Origin of the sequence: Streptomyces sp. NPDC005374, from assembly GCF_042872225.1 — a bacterium.
Classification (GTDB): Bacteria; Actinomycetota; Actinomycetes; order Streptomycetales; family Streptomycetaceae; genus Streptomyces.
Genome location: NZ_JBIAKA010000007.1, coordinates 26,253 through 46,700 on the forward strand (window position 1 = coordinate 26,253; position 20,448 = coordinate 46,700).

The following is a 20,448-nucleotide window of genomic DNA, read 5'->3' on the forward strand; positions in this document are numbered from 1 at the left end:
CCGTCAGTCCTCGCGGACGGACAGGGCCAGGAACCGGGCGTCCTCGTCGACGTACGACGTCATGCGCCAGCCCGAACCGGCCAGCAGGGGACCGAGGTTGGGCTCCGCGCGCAGGTCCTCCGGGGTGATCTGCCGCCCTTGGCGTGCGGCGAGCGCTGCCCTGCCGATCGGATGGAACAGGGCCAGGATGCCGCCAGGGCGAACCACGCGGGCCAACTCGCGCAGATTCTCGGCCGGTTGGGGCAGATGGGAGATCAGGCCCGCTCCGAAGACGGCATCGAGCGACCGGGAGCGCAACGGCAGCGCGGCCACGTCGGCGAGCAGCAGCCGCCCGTGCCGGTCCCTCCCGGCCCGTACGGCGGCCTCCAGCATGGCCGGAGTCAGATCGGCCCCCACGACCACTCCGGAAGGCCCCACGGCCGCACGCAGGGGCGACAGGGCCCGCCCGGTGCCGCAGCCCGCGTCGAGCACACGGTCGCCCTTCCGCAGCCCGAGGCCGGCGACCGCGGCGGCGTAGGCCGGACCGTCGTCCGGGAATCTGGTGTCCCAGCCGGCGGCGCGGGCCGAGAAGAACTCCTGGACATGTGTGTGGTCGTCGCTCATGTTCCGCATGTTCCCTCACCGACACGGATGGGAGCCTCTGTGCACATGTTCGAGCGGGACGCGATCGTTCAGGTGCACCTCTGCGTCATATTCCAACACCTTTCGAAATGTGTCCTCTTTGTGTGCCCCCGCCCCGACTAGCGTCCCTTGGCCATGGGACACCTGGACCACGCAGCCCTGGGCTGGCTGACGCCCACACTTTCGTACGTCATGGCCTGTATCGGCGCCGCGCTAGGCCTGCGCTGCACCGTCCGCGCGCTCGGCGCGACCGGACGGTCACGCCGCAACTGGCTCATCACCGCGGCCTCGGCCATCGGAACCGGCATCTGGACCATGCACTTCGTGGCCATGCTCGGTTTCAGTGTCAGCGGCACCGACATCCGCTACGACGTACCACTGACCATCGCGAGCCTCCTGGTCGCGATGATCGTCGTCTCCGCAGGCGTCTTCGCGGTCGGCTACAGCCGTGACCGGGTCCGCGCGCTCTTCCTGGGCGGGCTCACCACCGGCCTGGGTGTGGCGAGCATGCACTATCTGGGCATGGCGGCAGTACGCCTGCACGGAGACGTCGAGTACGACCCGGTGCTCGTCGGACTCTCCGTCCTCATCGCCGTCGTCGCGGCGACAGCCGCCCTCTGGGCAGCGCTCAACATCAAGTCGCCCGTCGCCGTCACCATCGCCTCCCTCATCATGGGGGCCGCGGTCAGCAGCATGCACTACACCGGGATGTTCGCGGTGAGTGTGCGGGTCACGCCCTCCGGCGACGCCCTGCCCGGGGCGACGGCGATGCAGTTCATCTTCCCGCTGGCCGTCGGCCTCGGCTCCTATCTGTTCCTGACCTCGGCCTTCGTCGCGCTGTCGCCCACGACGGGAGAGCGCGCGGCCTCCGCCTCCGCCCAGCGAACGGTCGAGAACGTCCCCTCCTAGCGGCGGATCCGAGCCCCGGACGACCCCGACCACACGCCCTCGAATCCACTCCCGAGCGAGGAGGCCATGCGTACACCGCGTAGGACCCCCACAGCCGGCGCCGAGGCGCCGCCCACGACACCCGCGCGCGGCCGTCGCGCACATGCCGGACCACCGGCCGACGAGGCCCGCGACGACCCGGCGGAATCGGTGCCGGAGGACATACCCGCGCGCGCGGGACACTGGCGGATGCGCCCCCGCACGGTCCGCGCCAAGATCGTCTGCCTGCTCATGGTGCCCGTCGTCTCGCTGCTCGCCCTGTGGGCGTACGCGACCGTCAGCACCGCCCAGGACGTGTCCCGGCTACGGCAGTTGCAGCACGTGGACGAGGCCGTCCGCTCGCCCGTCGCCGACAGCGTGACCGCGCTTCAGGCGGAGCGTGCCGCCGCGGTCCGCTACGCGACCGATCCGTCCGCCGCGCAAGGCGACGAACTGCGTGAACTCGCCAAGCGCACCGACCGGGCCGTGGCGCGGCTGAGGCTCGGCGACGACAACACCGTCGCCGACAGCGAGGAACTGCCCGCAGGCGTCGCCCAGCGGCTCGAAGCCTTCGTGAGCGGCGCCGAGCGACTGCGTTCCCTGCGCACCGCCGTGCTGGACCGCAGCGCCGGTTGGGACGAGACGTACGGCCGCTACACCAGGACCATCGACGGTGCCTTCGCGGTGGGCGGTGCCCTCACCGGCATCCAGGACGCCGATCTCGGCTCCGACGCGCGCGTGCTGCTCGAGTTCTCCCGCGCCGAGGAATCGCTGGCCCAGGAAGACGTCGTGCTGGCGAGCGCGCGCATGGCGGGCGTCCTCGCCGGAGAACGGCTGCGGCTGTTCACCGGCGCCGTCGACACCCGCCGGGCCCTCACCGAGGGCGCCGTGGCCGACCTGCGCGGCTCCGACCGTGTCGCCTGGCAGAAGGTCGCCGACAGCGGCGCCTACGCCACCGTGACCGCCGCCGAGGACAGGACACTCGCAGCGGCACCCGGTGTCCGCGCCGTCGAGTCGACGCCCGAGACCACCTGGCAGGCGGCCCACACGCGTGTGCAGAGCGGCATGCGGACCGTCGAACAGGCGGCCGGCAGCGGCGTCGCCCACCGGGCCGACCCGTTCACCCGGGGGCTCCTCACCCCGGCGGGTGCCGCGGTCCTGCTCGGTCTTGTCGCCGTCGCCGCCTCCCTCGTCATCTCCGTGCGCATCGGACGCGGCCTCGTCGTCGAACTCGTCAGCCTGCGCAACAGCGCCCTCGAGATCGCCCGCCGCAAGCTCCCCGAAGCCATGGAGAGGCTGCGCGCGGGCGACGAGATCGACATCCGGTCCGAGGCCCCGCCGGGACAGCCCGCGGAGGACGAGGCCGGCCAGGTCGCCGAGGCCCTTGCCACCGTGCACCGTGCCGCCCTGCGGGCCGCGGTGGAGCGCGCCGAACTCGCCAGCGGTATCTCCGGGGTGTTCGTCAATCTCGCCCGCCGCAGCCAGGTTCTCGTGCATCGCCAGCTGAGCCTGCTCGACAGCATGGAACGCCGCTCCGACGACCCCAACGAGCTGAGCGACCTCTTCCGGCTCGACCACCTCACCACCCGCATGCGCCGCCACGCGGAAAGCCTGATCATCCTCTCCGGAGCGGCACCCGGCCGGGCCTGGCGCATGCCGGTGTCGCTGACCAACGTGGTCCGCGCTGCCGTCTCCGAGGTCGAGGACTACGCGCGCGTGGAGGTACGCCAGCTGCCCGACGCATCCGTCGTCGGTGCGGCGGTCGCCGACCTCACCCACCTGCTGGCCGAGATCATCGAGAACGCGGCCCAGTTCTCACCACCCCACACGCGCGTGCGGGTCACCGGCGAGCCCGTCGGCAACGGCTACGCCATCGAGGTCGAGGACCGCGGACTGGGCATGGGCAAGGAGACCCTCGCCGAGGCGAACCGACGCATCGAACAGTCCGAGGCGCTCGACCTGTTCGACAGCGACCAACTGGGCCTGTTCGTGGTCAGCAGACTCGCGGCCCGGCACGGCATCAAGGTGCATCTGAGCACCTCGCCCTACGGCGGCACCACCGCGGTCGTCCTGCTGCCCACGGCGCTGCTGCACGTCAGGGCGGCGGAACGTTCCCCCGCCAAGGCCGTGGAGCGGGAACGACCCACGGAGCGCGAGTACGCGCGTGTGCCCGCCGCCGAACGCGACCAGGACTCCGTCCCCGCCCCGGCCGAGCGGCCCGCCCTGGTGGCACCCCGGACGGCCGCGGCCGACAGGGGAACGACCGACACACCGCCCTCCGGAGTCACCGCCTTGCGCCTGCACCGACCACCCGACGAGCCCGAGGACTCCGATGAACTCCCCCGCCGGGTACGCCAGGCGAACCTCGCTCCCCAACTGCGTGCACAACGCTCCGAGGAAGCGGCCCCGGCAGCCGCCCACCGGGACGACGACGGCCGTACCCCCGAGGTCGTTCGGGACCGGATGGCGGCGTACCGGGAAGGCTGGGCGCGCGGGGGCGGCAGGCAGCCCGGTCGTGGCGCCACCCCAGATTCCCCAGCGGGCAGAGACAGCAGCGAAGGAGACCGAGGATGATCCAGGATCCGAGTATGAGGGCCGCTCAGAGGTCCGGCGAACTCGACTGGTTGCTGGACGACTTGGTGCTGCGCGTCAACGAGGTACGGCATGCCGTGGTGCTCTCCAACGACGGCCTCGCGGTGGGTGCGTCGACGGACCTGCGCCGCGAGGACGCGGAACATCTGGCCGCCGTCTCCTCCGGCTTCCACAGCCTGGCCAAGGGCGCGGGCCGGCACTTCGGGGCCGGAGGAGTGCGCCAGACCATGGTCGAGATGGACGACGGCTTCCTGTTCGTAGCCGCCGCGGGAGACGGGTCCTGTCTCGCCGTCCTCACCGCCGTGAGCGCGGACATAGGCCTGGTCGCCTACGAGATGGCACGACTGGTCAAACGCGTCGGCGAGCACCTCTACACGGCGCCGCGCGTGGGCGCGCGGCCGCCCGCCGCCGGATGAGAGGGAAGGGCGGTCGGCACGAATGACCGAGGACATGGGCGCCCCGCACGAACAGGGCAGCCAGTGGTACGACGGCGAGGCCGGGCCCCTCGTCCGCCCCTACGCGATGACGGGCGGACGCACCAAACCCGGCCCCAGCGGGGTGCGTTTCGACCTGATCGCCCTCGTCACCCTGAACCCGGGCGCGCCCGGCATCGGCGACGACACGGCGCTCGGGCCGGAACACCGGGCCTTGATCGACCTGTGCCGCACGGAGACGCAGTCGGTGGCGGAACTCGGCGCCGGCGCCGACCTTCCCGTCGGTGTCGTCAGGGTGCTCCTGGGAGACCTCCTGGAGCTCGGCTGTGTCACCGTCAGCCGCCCGGTGCCCCCCGCGCAGCTGCCCGACGAACGGATTCTGCGCGAGGTGATCGAAGGGCTTCGGGCGCTGTAGATGAACGTTCAGAACCGGGCAATAAGTGGTCCAATCCCCCGAAGGGGAGTTCCAGTTGTCATGATGCTGATTTCGCGACCCCGCATTGACGTCGCCGCCCGTTGCCGGCCCTCCCGAGAGAAGTGATCGATGGTCTCCGAGAACTCCGACGCCGAGGGCGGCGAGACGACCGCCCTCGCGCTGAAGATCCTGGTCGCCGGTGGTTTCGGCGTGGGCAAGACCACCCTGGTGGGCGCGGTCAGTGAGATCAGGCCGCTGCGCACCGAGGAACTGCTCAGCGAAGCGGGCCAGTTGGTGGACGACACCGACGGCGTGGACCAGAAGGTCACGACGACGGTCGCCATGGACTTCGGGCGCATCACCATCCGCTCCGGACTGTCCCTCTACCTCTTCGGCACCCCGGGCCAGGACCGTTTCTGGTTCCTGTGGGACGAGTTGTCGCAAGGGGCGCTGGGCGCCGTGGTCCTCGCGGACACCCGGCGTCTGGAGGACTGCTTCCCAGCCGTGGACTACTTCGAGCACCGGCACATCCCGTTCGTGGTGGCCGTCAACTGCTTCACCGGCAGCCGGACCTACGGCGCCCACGACGTCTCCCGCGCCCTGGACCTGGACCAGGGCACACCCGTGGTGCTGTGCGACGCACGGGACCGTGACTCGGGGAAGGAGGTGCTGATCCGGCTGGTCGAGTACGCCGGGCGGATGCACACCGCCCGGCTCCTCGACTCGGTGGGCTGACCCGGACCCGGACCGGGTCCGGCTTACCGGCAGGTCACGCCGCGACGGCCTTCTCCGCCAGCACCCTGTCGATCGTCACGCGGACGAGGAGTTCCCCGGGGACACCGTTGCGGGTGCCGAACTCCTCGGCCCGTTCCTCACCCATGTACCGGGCTCCTATCCGGCCCGCCCAGTGCCGGACCTCGTCGAGATCCTCCGATATGCGGGCCCGGCCCTGGAGCACCACGTAGTCGAAGGGCGGCCGGTCGTCGTCCACACACAGCGCGACGCGCCCGTCCCGCACGAGGTTGCGGCCCTTGACGGTGGCCTTGCCGGTGTTGAAGACCAGGTCGTCACCGTCGAGCACGAACCAGATCGGCGCCACATGCGGACTCCCGTCGGCCCGGACGGTCGACAACTTACCGGTGCGGGTGCCGTACGAAACGAACTCCCGCCATTCCTCATCGGTCATCTTCTGTGCCATGTCCCCATTCTCCTTGCCCCGTTGACGGTCGTGGGGAAGGCTTGCAGGGATCCTCCGGGCAGGAGGAGACGTCACACGGGGAGACGGGACACATGCCGGAGAAGCGGAGCCTCGGCTGGCTGCTGGACGACCTGACCGAGCGCGTCGACCACGTGCGGCACGCGCTGGTGCTGTCCAACGACGGCCTGGTCACGGGCGCCAGTACCGGACTGCGTCGCGAGGACGCCGAACATCTGGCCGCCGTCTCGTCCGGACTGCACAGCCTGGCCAAGGGCTCCGGGCGCCACTTCGGTGCGGGACAGGTGCGGCAGACGATGGTCGAGTTCGACGAAGCGGTGCTGTTCGTCACCGCGGCGGGCACCGGCAGCTGCCTGTGCGTACTCAGTGGCTCGGACGCCGACATCGGCCAGATCGCCTACGAGATGACGCTCCTCGTCAACCGCGTCGGCGAGCACCTCGACGTGGACCCCCGCCAGCCCGAGCGGAACTCGGCGACAAACCTCTGACCTGCACGTTCTTCGGCCCCCGTGGAGTTATCCACAGGCTCGTCGCGTATCTCGCCCGACCGGCTACGGTTTGTGTCACGGCGAACGCACACAGCGTGAGCGACAACTCCACGGGGGAGAGCGACACATGTCCGGCAGCATCATCACCCAACGCCACCACCAGCTTTGCGCGCCCAGTCGCGCCGCACGTGAACTCGGGCTCAAGCGAAGTGAGTTCGACCTCGCCGTGCACCTCGGACAGATCCGGACCCTCCCCGACGAAGGAGGCGGAGGCCGACGCGTCGCCCACTCCGAGCTCGACCGGCTCCGTGAGTCGGAAGGCTTTCCCGACGCACTGCGCCGACGCGTGCGGGTCGTGGGCACCACCGAGGGCGCGGAGGTCATGGACGTCCCCGTCGGCAGGTTCACCCGCCTGGCCCGCCTCGGCCTCGTCTCACCGGTGCGCTTCTACCTCAACCGGTACCGGGCCGTGGTGTGGCTGTATCTGGCCGAGGAACTCGAGCAGTTCACGGCAGCCGAGGAGAACACCCCGCTGCTGACGGCTCGGCGTATGCCGGAGGGTTTGCGCGGCATGCTGGACGCGGGCGTGGACCTGCGCGCCCGCAACTGGCGCCAACGCCACCGCGGGTTCCTTCTGCGTCTCACCGAGGACCCCTGGGAGAGCGCCGGTGTCCTCGCCGCCTTTCTCGACCCCGCCCAGATCGCGGAGCTCGTCCCGGATCCGTACGAGCGGTCCCACCTCGGTCGCTTCCGGCCGGGACCCCCGGCCCACGGCACACAGGGCACGCCTGCCGCGCACCTCATCGAGAAGATCATGACGGCGGACCACCCGGACGAGATCGAGTGGCTGCGCACCGATCTGGCCCGCGCACTGGAGGAAGCCCGCGGTCTCCGGCCCGCGCCACGCCCCACGGGCCGGCGGATCTCCTCCGCCCGGCCGCAGGACACACCGACACCCCGGGAGGAACCGGCGCGCGGCCTGCGGGGTTGGCTCCGGCGCAGAAGCTCCTGAGCTACAGCGGCCGGAACAACCCTTCCTGGACCACGGACACCAGCAGGCGTCCCTCCAGGTCGTAGATCCGGCCGCGCGCCAGACCTCGTCCACCCGTCGCGATCGGCGACTCCTGGTCGTACAGGAACCACTCGTCCGCGCGGAAGGGCCGGTGGAACCACATGGCGTGGTCCAGCGACGCGATGTCGAAGGTCCGCGCGCCCCACAGGGGTTGGACCGGGAGACGGACAGCGTCCAGGAGGGTCATGTCGCTCGCGTAGGTCAGCGCGCAGGTGTGCACGACCGGATCGTCGCCGAGCGGCCCGACCGCACGCATCCACACCGCGCTGCGCGGCTCGGCGTCCTTGATTTCCTCGGCGCTCCAGCGCAGCCGGTCCACATACCGGATGTCGAACGGCTGTCGGCGTGCCATCCGCTCCAACTGCTCGGGCAGTTCGCCCAGATGCTCCCGTATCTCGTCGGTCACCCTCGGCAGGTCGTCGGGTGCCGGGACCTTGCGGGCGGGCGGCAGCTGGTGCTCGAAGGGACCTTCCTCAGGCTTGTGAAAGGAGGCGGTGAGATTGAAGATCGTGCGGCCCTGCTGCACGGCGGTGACCCGGCGGGTGGTGAACGACCGCCCGTCCCGCACCCGCTCGACCTGGTACACGATCGGCACCCCGGGCCGGCCCGGGCGCAGGAAGTACGCATGCAGCGAGTGCACCGGACGGTCGCCCTCCGTGGTGCGGGCGGCGGCCACCAGCGCCTGGCCCGCCACCTGGCCGCCGAAGACCCGCTGGAGGGACTCGTTCGGGCTTCGGCCCCGGAAGATGTTGAGCTCGATCCGTTCCAGGTCGAGCAGGTCGACGAGCTTCTCGGCCGGGTTCGTCATGCGTGCGTCTCTCCTTGGCTCACAACTGGCCTACGGCTCACAGCTGGCCGACATCGGTGACCCGGACGACCGCACGGCCCTCCGTGTCGGAGGCGGTGAGGTCGACCTCCGCGCTGATGCCCCAGTCGTGGTCGCCGTTCGGGTCGGCGAAGGTCTGCCGCACACGCCACAGCCTGTTCTGCGGCTCCTCCTCGATCTGCAGCAGCTTCGGGCCACGGGCATCCGGCCCGGTGCCGAGGTCGTCGTATTCGTCCCAGTACTTGTCCATCGCCTCGCCCCACGCCTCGGCGTCCCAGCCGGCCTCGGCGTCCATCTCGCCGAGCTGGTCGACCTGGTCCAGGGCGGCGAGTTCGACGCGGCGGAACATGGCGTTGCGGACCAGGACACGGAAGGCGCGCGAGTTGAGGGTGACCGGCTTGACCTCGTCGGCCTTCTCCTGAGCCTCCTCGGCGGTCATCACCTCCGGGTTGGCGAGTTGCTCCCACTCGTCCAGCAGACTGGAGTCGACCTGGCGGACCGTCTCGCCGAGCCACTCGATCAGATCCTGCAGGTCCTCGGACTTGAGGTCGTCCGGGATGTTGTGGTCGAGCGCCTTGTAGGCACTGGCGAGGTAGCGCAGGACAATGCCCTCGGTGCGGGCCAGGTCGTAGAGGGAGACCAACTCCGTGAAGGTCAGGGCCCGTTCGTACATGTCGCGGATGACGGACTTCGGGGAGAGCGGATGGTCGCCGACCCACGGGTGGCTCTTGCGGTAGGTGTCGTACGCGTGGAAGAGCAGCTCTTCCAGAGGCTTCGGGTAGCTGATGTCCTGGAGGCGCTCCATGCGCTCCTCGTACTCGATGCCGTCCGCCTTCATCGCGGCCACGGCTTCGCCCTTCGCCTTGTTCAGCTGGGCGACGAGGATCTGCCGAGGATCGTCCAGCGTGGACTCGACGACGGACACCATGTCCAGGGCGTAGGACGGCGATTCGGGGTCGAGCAGCTCGAACGCGGCGAGCGCGAACGTGGACAGCGGCTGGTTGAGCGCGAAGTCCTGCTGGAGGTCCACGGTGAGGCGGACGATGCGGCCGGTGGCGTCGGGCTCGTCGAGTTTTTCTACGATGCCGCCGTCCAGCAGCGAGCGGTAGATGGCGATGGCCCGACGGATGTGCCTGAGCTGCTGCTTGCGCGGCTCGTGGTTGTCCTCAAGGAGGTGCCGCATCGCCTCGAAGGCGTTGCCCGGGCGGGCGATCACCGACAGCAGCATCGTGTGCGTCACCCGGAAGCGGGAGGCCAGCGGCTCCGGATCGGAGGTGATCAGCTTCTCGAAGGTGTTCTCCGTCCAGGCGACGAAGCCCTCGGGCGCCTTCTTGCGGACGACCTTACGGCGCTTCTTCGGGTCGTCACCGGCCTTGTTGAGCGCCTTCTCGTTCTCGATGACGTGCTCGGGAGCCTGGGCGACGACGTAGCCGGCCGTGTCGAAGCCCGCCCGGCCCGCGCGGCCTGCGATCTGGTGGAACTCGCGGGCACGCAGGGTGCGGACGCGGTTGCCGTCGTACTTCGTCAGTGCTGTGAACAGCACAGTGCGGATGGGTACGTTGACGCCGACGCCGAGGGTGTCCGTGCCGCAGATGACCTTCAGCAGACCGGCCTGGGCCAGCTTCTCCACCAGTCGCCGGTACTTGGGCAGCATGCCGGCGTGATGGACACCGATGCCGTGCCGGACGTAACGGGAGAGGTTGCGGCCGAACTTGGTGGTGAAACGGAAGTTGCCGATCAGTTCGGCGATCTGGTCCTTCTCCTCGCGCGAGCACATGTTGATGCTCATCAGCGCCTGCGCCCGCTCCACGGCCTGGGCCTGCGTGAAGTGGACGATGTAGACCGGCGCCTGCCTGGTGTCGAGGAGCTCGGTCAGCGTCTCGGTGAGCGGGGTGAACTTGTACTCGTAGGAGAGCGGCACGGGCCGGATCGCCGAGCGCACCACCGACGTCGGCCGACCGGTGCGCCGGGTCAGATCCCCCTCGAACATCGAGACGTCGCCGAGCGTGGCCGACATCAGGACGAACTGCGCCTGCGGCAGTTCCAGGATCGGGATCTGCCACGCCCAGCCGCGGTCCCCCTCGGCGTAGAAATGGAACTCGTCCATGACGACCTGGCCGACGTCCGCGCCCTTCCCGTCACGCAGCGCGATCGACGCGAGCACCTCTGCGGTGCAGCAGATGACGGGTGCGTCGGCGTTGACGGAGGCGTCACCGGTCAGCATGCCGACGTTCTCGGTGCCGAACATCTTGCACAGCTCGAAGAACTTCTCCGAGACCAGCGCCTTGATCGGTGCGGTGTAGAAAGTGACCTCGTCGCGGGCGAGGGCGGCGAAGTGCGCGCCCGCCGCGATCATGCTCTTGCCGGAGCCGGTGGGCGTCGACACGATCACGTTCGCCCCGGAGACCACCTCGATCAGCGCCTCCTCCTGATGGGGGTAGAGCGTGAGACCCCGCTCCCCGGCCCACGACTCGAAGGCTTCGTAGAGGGCGTCGGGGTCGGCGGTCGGCGGCAGGCGATCGATGAGGGTCACGGACCCATCTTGCCTGGCGACCTCCCCTATAGGGGAATCGGTTGCGGGCAGGAAGATCATGACCAGTACGCTGTGTCGCCGACGGGGCGTCAGCGCAGTCGGTCAACTGGACAGTGGCACACGAGGAATGGGGCGGGCAACGCCGATGATGGGACCAGCACACTCGCTGTCGGGGGCCGCGGCCTGGCTGGGCGTGGGAGCGGCGGCGGCCGCCACGGGGCACACCATGCCGTGGCCCGTTCTGCTGGCGGGAGCCCTGATCTGCGCGGGCGCCGCGCTCGCTCCCGACCTCGACCACAAGGCGGCCACGATCTCGCGGGCCTTCGGGCCGATCTCGCGGGGCCTGTGCGAGATCGTCGACAAACTTTCGTACGCCGTCTACAAGGCCACGAAGAAGCAGGGCGACCCGCGTCGCTCCGGCGGGCACCGCACGCTCACGCACACCTGGCTGTTTGCCGTGCTGATCGGTGCCGGTGCCTCGGCGGCGGCGATCACCGGCGGCCGCTGGGCGGTGTTGGCGATCCTGTTCGTCCATATGGTGCTGGCCATCGAAGGCCTGCTGTGGCGGGCGACGCGTGGCTCCAGCGCCGACGTGCTGGTCTGGCTGCTGGCGGCGACCAGTGCGTGGATCATCGCCGGCGTCCTGGACAAGCCGGGCAACGGCTCGAACTGGTTGTTCGACCAGCCCGGCCAGGAGTACCTCTGGCTGGGGCTGCCTATTGTCCTGGGTGCACTCGTGCACGACATCGGCGACGCGTTGACGGTTTCCGGATGCCCGGTCCTGTGGCCGATCCCGGTTGGCCGCAAGCGCTGGTACCCGATCGGACCGCCCAAGGTCATGAGGTTCCGGGCAGGCAGCTGGGTCGAGCTGAAAGTGCTGATGCCGGTGTTCATGCTGCTCGGCGGAGTGGGCTGCGCGGCGGCGTTGAACTTCATCTGATTCATCCGGGGCCGCGACGTCGGCCTGTCCCGTCAGCTGCTCTGACCGGCCCCGCCTCCGTACCGCCGCTCGAAGGCGGCGACGCGTCCCTCCGAGTCCACCGTGCGGGCCTTGCCGGTGTAGAAGGGGTGGCTCTCGGAGGAGATCTCCACGTCCACCACCGGGTAGGTCTCGCCGTCGTCCCACTCGATGGTCTGCTCGCTGGTGGCGGTGGACCGGGTCAGGAAGGCGTAGCCGGCGGAACGGTCGCGGAAGACGACCGGGTGGTAGACGGGGTGCTTGTCCTGCTGCATGGCTGCTCCTCGGAGGGCGCGGTGTACAAACGCGGGATTCCGCGCCGACCGTGCGGTGGGTGGTGGGCGGCAGGGGTCGGGTCGGTCAGCCCGACAGGGATTCCTCGTCGACGATGTGCATCGCGGCCTCCTCGGCGGACGCCGCGGCACCGTCGATGCCCACGTCCGTGGCGATCAGCGCGCTCTCCTCGTCCTCGTGCGCGCCTTCATCGGGGGCTACGAGGCGACCGGAGCGCATTGCGCCGACCTCATTGTCCAGGAGCTCGCCGTCGGTGCCGTCGGAGTCGCCGAGACCGTCGCCGTCGGGGGCGACGAGGTCGGGCATTTCCTCGGCGAGCCGCTGGTCGAGCGTCTCACCCCGCTGACGCTCCGTGGCTGTCACACCGGTGTGCTCCACCGCCCACGGTCGGTCGGGCGGGGACCAGCCGCGGTCGAGGGGATCGCCGACTCCGTCGTCCTCCAGGGTGTCCTCCGCGTCGAGCAGACCCGAGTCGTCCTGGATCTCGGATCCGTCGGGCTGGTAGACGTCGTCTCCCCATCCGTCGGAGCTGTCCACGGGTACCTCCAGGTGATGGGGACGGACCCGGTCCTCGCGCGGCCCGGGGCGGGCCACGGACTCCCGGGACACTTGCCGCACCCGTCGGCGAACCGTGCTGTCCGCGGGCGCTCCCTGAGCCGGTGCTGCTGTCCAGCCTTCCACCCCCTTTCGGGACCGCGCAACGGCACGGGACCGTTGCGCCGCGCGGAACCGGCAAAGAGTGGGCGCCCGGATGGCGGCCCGGACGGCCAACGGGGCGTTGGAACGCCGGGCGTGGACGGTGGCCGGGGCTCTGGGATGCCGGGTTACGACTCTGGTGCGAGGTGCCGGTTCGGCGGTAGGGCCTGTCTCTGGGCGGCGAGGTCTCGACGCCGAGTTCTGGGCGGCCTCGGCCTGCTCACCTCGCCCATCGCACAGAGGCCCGCGAGACTGCGCCAGCCGCCAGCCGCCAGCCGCCAGCCGCCGGCCATCGAGCCGCCAACCACCGAGCCGCTTACTGTTCTGGCGGGACTGCCCCGGCACAGTCGGGCACAGAATGCCCCGGTGTCGTCGCCCCGGACCGGGTGCCGGCAGCGCCGAGCATCACCCGTGCCACGACCTCCACAGTGCCGCGTACGCCCCATCCGCCGCGACCAGCTCGTCATGGCTGCCGAGCTCGCTGATACGGCCGTTCTCGACGACGGCGATGACGTCCGCGTCATGGGCGGTGTGCAGCCGGTGGGCGATCGCGACCACGGTGCGGCCTTCGAGGACACGGGCCAGGGACCGTTCCAGATGGCGGGCCGCGCGAGGATCCAGCAGGGACGTCGCCTCGTCCAGGACGAGCGTGTGCGGGTCGGCGAGTACCAGCCGGGCCAACGCAACCTGCTGGGCCTGGGCCGGTGTGACGGTCAGCCCGCCCGAGCCGACCTCGGTGTCCAGGCCGTCGTCGAGCGCTCGCGCCCACTCGTCGGCGTCGACCGCGCCCAGGGCGGCCCAGAGCTCGGCGTCCGAGGCCGCCGTCCGGGCGAGCAGGAGGTTGTCGCGCAGGGAGCCCACGAAGACGTGGTGCTCCTGGTTGACGAGGGCCACGTGCTCACGGACCCGCTCGGCGGGCATCCGGGACAGTTCGGCGCCGCCCAGGGTGATGATGCCGTCCCGGGGTGCGTAGATGCCGGCCAGCAGCCTGCCCAGGGTGGACTTGCCTGCACCAGACGGGCCGACCAGTGCCAGCCTGGTGCCGGGCGCGACTTCGAGGGACACCTTGCGCAGGACGTCCACGCCCTCCAGGTAGCCGAAGTGCACCCGGTCCGCGTGCACGTCCCGCCCGTCGGGGGTGAGCCCCGCGTCGCCACTGGAAGGCTCGATGTCCCGGACTCCGACCAGCCGGGCCAGCGACACCTGCGCCACCTGGAGCTCGTCGTACCAGCGCAGGATGAGCCCGACCGGGTCGATGAGCATCTGCGCGATCAGTGCGCCCGTCGTCAGCTGGCCGACCCCGATCCAGCCCTGGAGGACGAAGACCCCGCCGACCATCAGCACCGACGAAAGGATCATCACGTGGCTGACGTTGATGCACGGGAACAGCACCGACCGCAGCCACAGTGTGTAGCGCTCCCAGGCGGTCCACTCCTTGATCCGCTGCTCCGACAGCTCGATGCGACGGGCGGCGAGCCGGTGCGCCTCGACGGTGCGCCCGGCGTCCACGGTCTCCGTGAGCGCGGCGGCCACGGCGGCGTAGCCGGCCGCCTCCGAGCGGTAGGCGGACGGCGCCCGCTTGAAGTACCAGCGGCAGCCGAGAACGAGCGTAGGAAGGGCGAGCAGCACTGCGGCCGCCAGTGGGGGTGCCGTGATCACGAGTCCGCCGAGCAGCAGGGCGGCCCACACCACGCCGATCGCCAGTTGTGGCACGGCCTCCCGCATGGCGTTTCCGAGCCGGTCGATGTCCGTCGTGATCCGGGACAGCAGATCACCGGTCCCGGCGCGTTCCAGGACGCCCGGCGGCAGGCCGACCGACCGTACGAGGAAGTCCTCGCGCAGGTCGGCCAGCATCTGCTCGCCGAGCATCGCACCGCGCAGCCGCACCTGCCGTACGAACACGGCCTGGACGATCAGCGCGACCACGAACAGGCCGGCCGTCAGCTCCAGATGGAGCTCACGCGCCCCGTCCGTCACCCGCTCGACTAGGTCGCCGAGGAGCCAGGGCCCGACCATGGAGGCGACGACCGAGACCGTGTTGACGGTGACGAGGAGCACGAAGGCACGTCGGTGCCGGTGGAACAGTTCGGCCACGTACGCGCGTACGGTCGCGGTGGCTCCGACGGGCAGGGTGTTCGCCGTCGTCGGTGCCGCCGGGTCGTACGCCGGTGGCGCCACGCCGATCATGCTGTCTCCTCGATTTCTTCCAGTTCGTTCAGAACGTCGTCGAGCGCGGCCTCTTCGTCCGTCTCGCGGGTCACGACCGCCCGGTACCGCGGTTCCTTGTGCACCAGCTCGCGGTGCACGCCGACGGCCGCCACCTCACCCTCGTGCACGAGCACGACGCGGTCGGCGCGGTCCAGGAGCAGCGGTGAGGAGGTGAACACCACGGTCGTGCGTCCGGCGCGCAAGTCCCGTACTCCCTCGGCGATCCGCGCCTCGGTGTGCGAGTCGACGGCGGAGGTCGGCTCGTCCAGGACGAGTACCTCGGGGTCGGTGAACAGCGACCGGGCCAGCGCGAGCCGCTGGCGCTGGCCTCCGGACAGGGACCGTCCCCGTTCGGTGATGCGCGCGTCCATCGGGTCCTCGGCATCGAGGGACCCCTGCACCAGCGCGGTGAGCACGTCCGCGCACTGCGCGGCCGCGAGCGCCGCCACGGCACCGACGTCGCCCGAGGCGGGCACGTCGAGCAGTTCCCGCAGGCTGCCGGAGAGCAGGACCGGGTCCTTGTCCTGGACGAGGACAGCGGTGCGCGCCGAGTCGAGCGGCAGCTCGTCCAGCGGCACCCCGCCCAGCAGGACCGATGTGCCGGCGTCCGAGGGGTGTCCGCCCAGCCGTTCGGCCAGCAGCCCCGCCGCGTCCGGGTCGCCGCACACCACCGCTGTGAGACGGCCCGCGGGGGCGAGCAGACCGGTGGCCGGGTCGTACAGGTCCCCGGACGGCACGACCGCCGTGTCCAGTGAGCCTTCGGCGGACGTGGCCCGCTCCAGGGACAGCACCCGAGCCGCCCGCGTGGCCGAGGGCCGGGAGAAGGAGTACGCCATGGCGATCTCCTCGAAGTGCCGCAGCGGATAGGTCAGGATCATCACCGAGCTGTAGACGGCGACCAGTTCACCGACCTCGACGCGGCCCTGGCGGGCCAGGTGGACGCCGTACCAGACGACCGCGATCAGCAGCAGTCCCGGCAGCAGCACCTGGATCGCGGAGATCAGGGACCACATACGGGCACTGCGCACGGCCGCGTGCCGGACCTCCTGGGAGGCGCTGCGGTAGCGGTCGAGGAAGAGTTCCTCGCCGCCGATGCCTCGCAGCACCCGCAGGCCGGCGACGGTGTCGGTGGCCAGCTCGGTGGCGTGGCCCGCCTTCTCCCGCTGGACGTCGGCGCGTCTGGTCGCCCGGGGCAGCAGAGGCAGTACCGCAAGGGCCATGACCGGCAGGCCCACGGCGACCACCGCACCGAGCGTCGGCTGGTAGACGACCAGTCCGACGCAGACCACGACGACGGTGACCGCCGCCGCGGTGAACCGTGACCAGGCCTCCACGAACCAGCCGATCTTCTCGACGTCGCCGGTGGAGACGGCCACGACCTCACCGGCCGCGACGCGTCGGGTCAGCGCCGCGCCCAGGTTGGTGGCCTTGTGGGCCAGGAGCTGCTGGACGCGCGCGGCGGCCGTGATCCAGTTGGTGACGGCGGTCCGGTGCAGGAAGGTGTCGCCGAGCGCGCTGCCGAGACAGCACAGCGCCAGCAGACCGCCGGCGAAGGCGAGTCTGCGCCCGGAGTGGTCGACGACCGCCTGGACGGCCACGCCGACGCAGAAGGGCAGGGCGGAGACGGAGAGGAAGTGCAGCAGTCCCCAGGCCAGCGACTTGAGTTGTCCGCCCAGTTGGTTCCTGAAGAGCCACCACAGGAACCGGGGGCCCGAGCGGGCGTCCGGCACTCCCGGGTCGGGATACGGAAGGTCTTGGATCTGCATGACGTGTGACGTCCCAGTGGCTCGTGTCAGGGGGGTGGGAGGGAGCCGCACACGGCGGCTGCAAACCGTGAAAGGTTCGCGGCAGAGCGCGGTCGGAGGCAAACGGTTTTCCGCTGCGACGCCCAGATCCGGCTGCGCCGACCGGACCGGACTTGGCCGGGCCATGGTGCGACGATGGAGCAATGCGAGGCGGCGGAGGCGCACGATGTGCCCTGGTGACGACGACGGTCCTGGGGGCGGTGCTGGTCCTCCTGGGCGGGTGCGACGGCCACGGCCCGGCATCCGGCGACGGCACGCACACCGGAGCAGCGGACAAGGCCGTGGACCGACGGACGGACGGAGCGGCGGACGGGCCGACGGACAGGCCGGCGGACGGGGCGGCGGACGAACCCTCCCCCCTTCCCGCCGCGGGCGACCGCATCCCCGGCGTCGGCGACCGCCTCCAGCGCCGGATCCCCGCGGATTCCCGCCAGGTGGTCGCGGTATACGGCGACGGCAAAAGCTCCGCGGACGCGACCGTCGTGCTCTACACCCGGCACGGCCCAGGTTGGGACCGGGTCCGGGGCTGGCCCGCGCACAACGGCAAGAAGGGCTGGACCACCGACCACCACGAGGGTGACAAGCGCAGTCCCGTCGGAGTGTTCACACTCAGCGACGCGGGTGGTGTGCTTCCGGACCCCGGCGCGCGGCTGCCGTACACGAGGTCCGCCGCCATAGCCGCCCCGCGCTGGTGGCCCGAGTCCTACTGGCACGACTTCGACTACGTGGTCGCCATCGACTACAACCGTGTCGAGGGCACCCCTCCGAACGACACGACACGGCCCGAGGGATACGCCAAGGGCGGAGGAATCTGGCTGCACATGGACCACGGCAGCGGTACGTCGGCCTGCGTCAGTGTGTCCAGGTCGGCGATGGTGTATCTGCTCCGCGCGCTCGATCCGGACCGGCATCCCGTGGTGGTGATGGGGGACAGGGCGGACCTGAAGGCCTGAGCCCGCCGCAGGAGGCGGCGCCGTGGCGGGGGATGCCCGACTCGCCGTGGAGCACCGCCATGAAGCGACGGAGCGTCATGGCCATACCCAGGGACGCGACCCGGTCGTCCGGACCGCCGGGCCCTCCGACCGCCGTATCGCCAGGGTGACACCCCGCTGTGCCCCGCCTTCGACATCAAGCCGATCGAATACGACTCGACTCACCTAACTTGCCTGTTCAGCCGTGTGACGACCGCGGTCACGTCGCTCGTCGCCGTCGGCCGGGACCCACCGCGAACACCCGCGCCACTCGCCGGGACCTCAGTGACGGCCGAACCGGGCTGTGTGCGATGTGTCACACGGGATCGGATTTACCTGGCTGAAACGCGGCAGTCTCCTGCGAGATCAACGGCGCCAGCAAAGTGATCGCCACGGAAGCCGCTTTCCGTATCGCAGAAGTCCTGGTTGTTCTGTTTCGGCTTCTGCGCGTCCCCATCGCTTCAAGGAGTGCCCGTGCCGCCGTCCGTCCCGTCCCTGCCGCGACGCGTCGCACACATACTGCGAACCTCTCTGTTCGCGCAGGTCGCCTGCGCGCTCGTGCTCGGCATCCTCGTCGGAAAGCTGTGGCCCGACTTCGCCTCGGACCTCCAGCCGCTCGGCGACGGCTTCACCCGGCTGATCAAGACGATCATCTCGCCGCTGGTGTTCTGCGTGGTCGTCGTCGGCATCGCCAAGGCCGGTGACCTCAAGGCGTTCGGCCGGATCGGGCTCAAGGCGCTGATCTGGTTCGAGGTGGCGAGCACGCTCGCGCTGCTCATCGGCCTCCTCGCCGCCAACATCGTCCAGCCCGGTTCGGGGATGCACGTCGATCCCTCGACGCTCAACTCCGCGGCGGTCGACGCCAAGACGGGCGGCGGACACCTGCCGTCGACGACCGAGTTCATCGTCAACGCGCTGCCGACCAGTTTCATCGGCGCCTTCGCCGAGAACTCCCTGCTCCAGGTGCTCATCCTGGCCTGTCTGGTCGGCGCCGCGCTGCTGCACCTCGGCCACACCAAGGTCCCGCAGGTGCTGCCCGCCATCGAGCAGGCCCAGGAGATCATCTTCGCGATCGTCGGCTTCGTGATGCGCCTCGCGCCGATCGCGGTGTTCGGCGCCATGGCCGTCCTGATCGGCCAGTACGGCCTCGGCGTCATCGAGACCTACGCCAAGTTGATCATCCTCTGCTACGCGGCCGCCGCGCTCTTCATCACGCTGCTCGCCGTCGCGCTCAAGGCGCTCACCGGGATCAGCCTGTGGAAGTTCCTGCGCTACATCCGCGAGGAGATGCTCCTGGCGCTCGGCACCGCGTCCACCGAGTCCGTCATGCCGCGCGTGATGCAGAAGCTGCGCAAGGCCGGTGCCCGCGACGACGCGGTGGGTCTGGTGCTGCCCACCGGCTACTCCTTCAACCTCGACGGTGCCTCGCTGTACCTCTCCATCGGCACCCTGTTCATCGCCCAGGCCGTGGGCGTCGACCTCAGCCTGAGTCAGCAGATCACCGTGGTCCTGGTGCTCATGCTGACCAGTAAGGGCATGGCGGGCATCCCCGGCTCGGCCTTCCTCGCCCTGTCCGCGACCGCCTCCTCGCTCGGTGCCATCCCCGCCGGCGCCGTCGCCCTGCTCCTCGGCGTGGACCGCATCATGGACTCGATGCGCGTCGTGACGAACCTGCTCGGAAACTGCGTCGCCGTTTTCGCGGTCTCCCGCTGGGAGGGGGCGCTCGACATCGAGCGGGCCAGGAAGGTCCTGGACGGAGAGGACGTCGAGCCCCTGGCGGACGAGCAGCCCACCGTCGTACCGGTCGAGGCCGCCAAGGAGCCGGCGGCCGCCGAGGCCGGCTGACCGAAGTATCCGCGCAGACCGCGGCCACCGCTCCGGCGCTACGGAGCGGTGGCCGCGGTCTGTTCAGCCGTGTGCGACCAGCTGTGTTCGTCCACCAGCGTGTCCAGGAGTCCGCCGAGCGCCCGGCGCTGCTCTTCCGTCAGGGGGGCGAGGATCTCCTCCGCGGCCGCCCTTCGTACGGCGTGCAGTTCCCGAAGAACCTTCACCCCGTCGTCGGTCAGCTCGATGCGGATCACCCGCCGGCTGGCCGGATCCGGCACCCGCCGCACCTTCCCGCTCGCCTCCAGCCCGTCGACGAGCGTCGTCACGGCACGCGGTACCACCTCCAGCCGCTCCGCGAGGTCGGCCATGCGCGGCGGAGCGTCGCAGCGCGCGAGGGTGCGCAGCAGCCGGGACTGGGCGGGGGTGACACCGAGACCGCGCTGTCCCAGATGGCGCTTCTGGATGCGGTGCACGCGGTGCGTCAGCCGCAGCAACTGCTCGGCGAGCAGACCGTCGGAATCGGGGGTGGTCATGCGGGAACAATATCAGGACCTAGTTCATTGTG

19 protein-coding genes are annotated in these 20,448 nt (G+C 70.4%); 10 read left to right on the top strand and 9 right to left on the bottom strand.

All coding sequences use genetic code 11. From position 1 onward, the window contains the following. Positions 1–3: 3 nt before the first annotated feature. Positions 4–603: a class I SAM-dependent methyltransferase gene (locus ACFYRX_RS18855; protein ID WP_389100919.1), complete on the bottom strand. Its 600-nt coding sequence runs from the start codon at positions 601–603 to the stop codon at positions 4–6. A 153-nt stretch (positions 604–756) separates the two neighbouring features. Here ACFYRX_RS18855 and ACFYRX_RS18860 point away from each other — a divergent pair, with 153 nt between their 5' ends. From ACFYRX_RS18860 to ACFYRX_RS18880, 5 genes are all read left to right on the top strand, one after another. Then, complete coding sequence (locus ACFYRX_RS18860) at positions 757–1,530, top strand: MHYT domain-containing protein (protein WP_389100921.1); 774 nt, start codon at positions 757–759, stop codon at positions 1,528–1,530. A gap of 66 nt (positions 1,531–1,596) precedes the next feature. Then, on the top strand, positions 1,597–4,122 hold the full coding sequence (locus ACFYRX_RS18865) for a nitrate- and nitrite sensing domain-containing protein (RefSeq protein WP_389100923.1): 2,526 nt from the start codon (positions 1,597–1,599) through the stop codon (positions 4,120–4,122). Then, the gene (locus ACFYRX_RS18870; RefSeq protein WP_389100924.1) at positions 4,119–4,556 is read left to right on the top strand and encodes a roadblock/LC7 domain-containing protein; all 438 of its coding nucleotides are present in this window, start codon (positions 4,119–4,121) and stop codon (positions 4,554–4,556) included. The genes ACFYRX_RS18865 and ACFYRX_RS18870 overlap by 4 nt, the downstream gene beginning before the upstream one ends. 22 nt (positions 4,557–4,578) lie before the next feature. Beyond that, entirely contained in the window at positions 4,579–4,989 is a 411-nt protein-coding gene (locus ACFYRX_RS18875; RefSeq protein WP_389100926.1) for a DUF742 domain-containing protein, read from the top strand. Positions 4,990–5,118: 129 nt separating this feature from the next. Further along, entirely contained in the window at positions 5,119–5,724 is a 606-nt protein-coding gene (locus tag ACFYRX_RS18880; RefSeq protein WP_389100928.1) for an ATP/GTP-binding protein, read from the top strand. A 34-nt stretch (positions 5,725–5,758) separates the two neighbouring features. Here the strand turns inward: ACFYRX_RS18880 and ACFYRX_RS18885 are convergent, their stop codons facing one another. Then, complete coding sequence (locus ACFYRX_RS18885; protein WP_389100930.1) at positions 5,759–6,187, bottom strand: PPOX class F420-dependent oxidoreductase; 429 nt, start codon at positions 6,185–6,187, stop codon at positions 5,759–5,761. Positions 6,188–6,279: 92 nt separating this feature from the next. On the opposite strand from ACFYRX_RS18885, the gene ACFYRX_RS18890 reads away from it, so the two are divergent. Both ACFYRX_RS18890 and ACFYRX_RS18895 read left to right on the top strand, forming a co-directional pair. Further along, on the top strand, positions 6,280–6,693 hold the full coding sequence (locus ACFYRX_RS18890; RefSeq protein WP_389100932.1) for a roadblock/LC7 domain-containing protein: 414 nt from the start codon (positions 6,280–6,282) through the stop codon (positions 6,691–6,693). Positions 6,694–6,820: 127 nt separating this feature from the next. After that, positions 6,821–7,705, top strand: coding sequence for a DUF6397 family protein (locus tag ACFYRX_RS18895; protein ID WP_389100933.1), 885 nt, complete (start codon positions 6,821–6,823; stop codon positions 7,703–7,705). A 1-nt stretch (position 7,706) separates the two neighbouring features. Here ACFYRX_RS18895 and ACFYRX_RS18900 read toward each other — a convergent pair whose 3' ends face one another. Together ACFYRX_RS18900 and ACFYRX_RS18905 are read right to left on the bottom strand one after the other, a co-directional pair. Continuing rightward, the gene (locus tag ACFYRX_RS18900; RefSeq protein ID WP_389100935.1) at positions 7,707–8,573 is read right to left on the bottom strand and encodes an acyl-CoA thioesterase; all 867 of its coding nucleotides are present in this window, start codon (positions 8,571–8,573) and stop codon (positions 7,707–7,709) included. A 37-nt stretch (positions 8,574–8,610) separates the two neighbouring features. Beyond that, positions 8,611–11,124, bottom strand: coding sequence for a DEAD/DEAH box helicase (locus tag ACFYRX_RS18905; RefSeq protein ID WP_389100937.1), 2,514 nt, complete (start codon positions 11,122–11,124; stop codon positions 8,611–8,613). Between the two features lie 145 nt (positions 11,125–11,269). On the opposite strand from ACFYRX_RS18905, the gene ACFYRX_RS18910 reads away from it, so the two are divergent. After that, positions 11,270–12,064: a metal-dependent hydrolase gene (locus ACFYRX_RS18910; protein WP_389100939.1), complete on the top strand. Its 795-nt coding sequence runs from the start codon at positions 11,270–11,272 to the stop codon at positions 12,062–12,064. A gap of 32 nt (positions 12,065–12,096) precedes the next feature. Here the strand turns inward: ACFYRX_RS18910 and ACFYRX_RS18915 are convergent, their stop codons facing one another. From ACFYRX_RS18915 to ACFYRX_RS18930, 4 genes are all read right to left on the bottom strand, one after another. After that, positions 12,097–12,357 carry a type B 50S ribosomal protein L31 gene (locus tag ACFYRX_RS18915; RefSeq protein WP_328745183.1) on the bottom strand — a complete coding sequence of 87 codons (261 nt, stop codon included), beginning with the start codon at positions 12,355–12,357 and terminating at the stop codon, positions 12,097–12,099. Positions 12,358–12,442: 85 nt separating this feature from the next. Then, complete coding sequence (locus tag ACFYRX_RS18920) at positions 12,443–12,913, bottom strand: DUF5709 domain-containing protein (protein ID WP_389100941.1); 471 nt, start codon at positions 12,911–12,913, stop codon at positions 12,443–12,445. 564 nt (positions 12,914–13,477) lie between these two features. Then, positions 13,478–15,259, bottom strand: coding sequence for an ABC transporter ATP-binding protein (locus tag ACFYRX_RS18925; RefSeq protein ID WP_389100943.1), 1,782 nt, complete (start codon positions 15,257–15,259; stop codon positions 13,478–13,480). Beyond that, a complete protein-coding gene (locus ACFYRX_RS18930) occupies positions 15,256–17,046 on the bottom strand; it encodes an ABC transporter transmembrane domain-containing protein (RefSeq protein WP_389100944.1) in 1,791 nt (596 codons plus the stop codon). Before ACFYRX_RS18930 ends, ACFYRX_RS18925 begins: the two co-directional genes overlap by 4 nt. Before the next feature lie 182 nt (positions 17,047–17,228). On the opposite strand from ACFYRX_RS18930, the gene ACFYRX_RS18935 reads away from it, so the two are divergent. Continuing rightward, positions 17,229–18,038 carry a hypothetical protein gene (locus ACFYRX_RS18935; RefSeq protein WP_389100947.1) on the top strand — a complete coding sequence of 270 codons (810 nt, stop codon included), beginning with the start codon at positions 17,229–17,231 and terminating at the stop codon, positions 18,036–18,038. A gap of 492 nt (positions 18,039–18,530) precedes the next feature. Then, complete coding sequence (locus ACFYRX_RS18940; protein ID WP_389100948.1) at positions 18,531–19,901, top strand: cation:dicarboxylate symporter family transporter; 1,371 nt, start codon at positions 18,531–18,533, stop codon at positions 19,899–19,901. 38 nt (positions 19,902–19,939) lie between these two features. Here the strand turns inward: ACFYRX_RS18940 and ACFYRX_RS18945 are convergent, their stop codons facing one another. Beyond that, positions 19,940–20,416 (bottom strand): MarR family winged helix-turn-helix transcriptional regulator, encoded by a 477-nt coding sequence (locus ACFYRX_RS18945; RefSeq protein WP_389100949.1) that lies wholly within the window; start codon positions 20,414–20,416, stop codon positions 19,940–19,942. Positions 20,417–20,448: the final 32 nt, after the last annotated feature.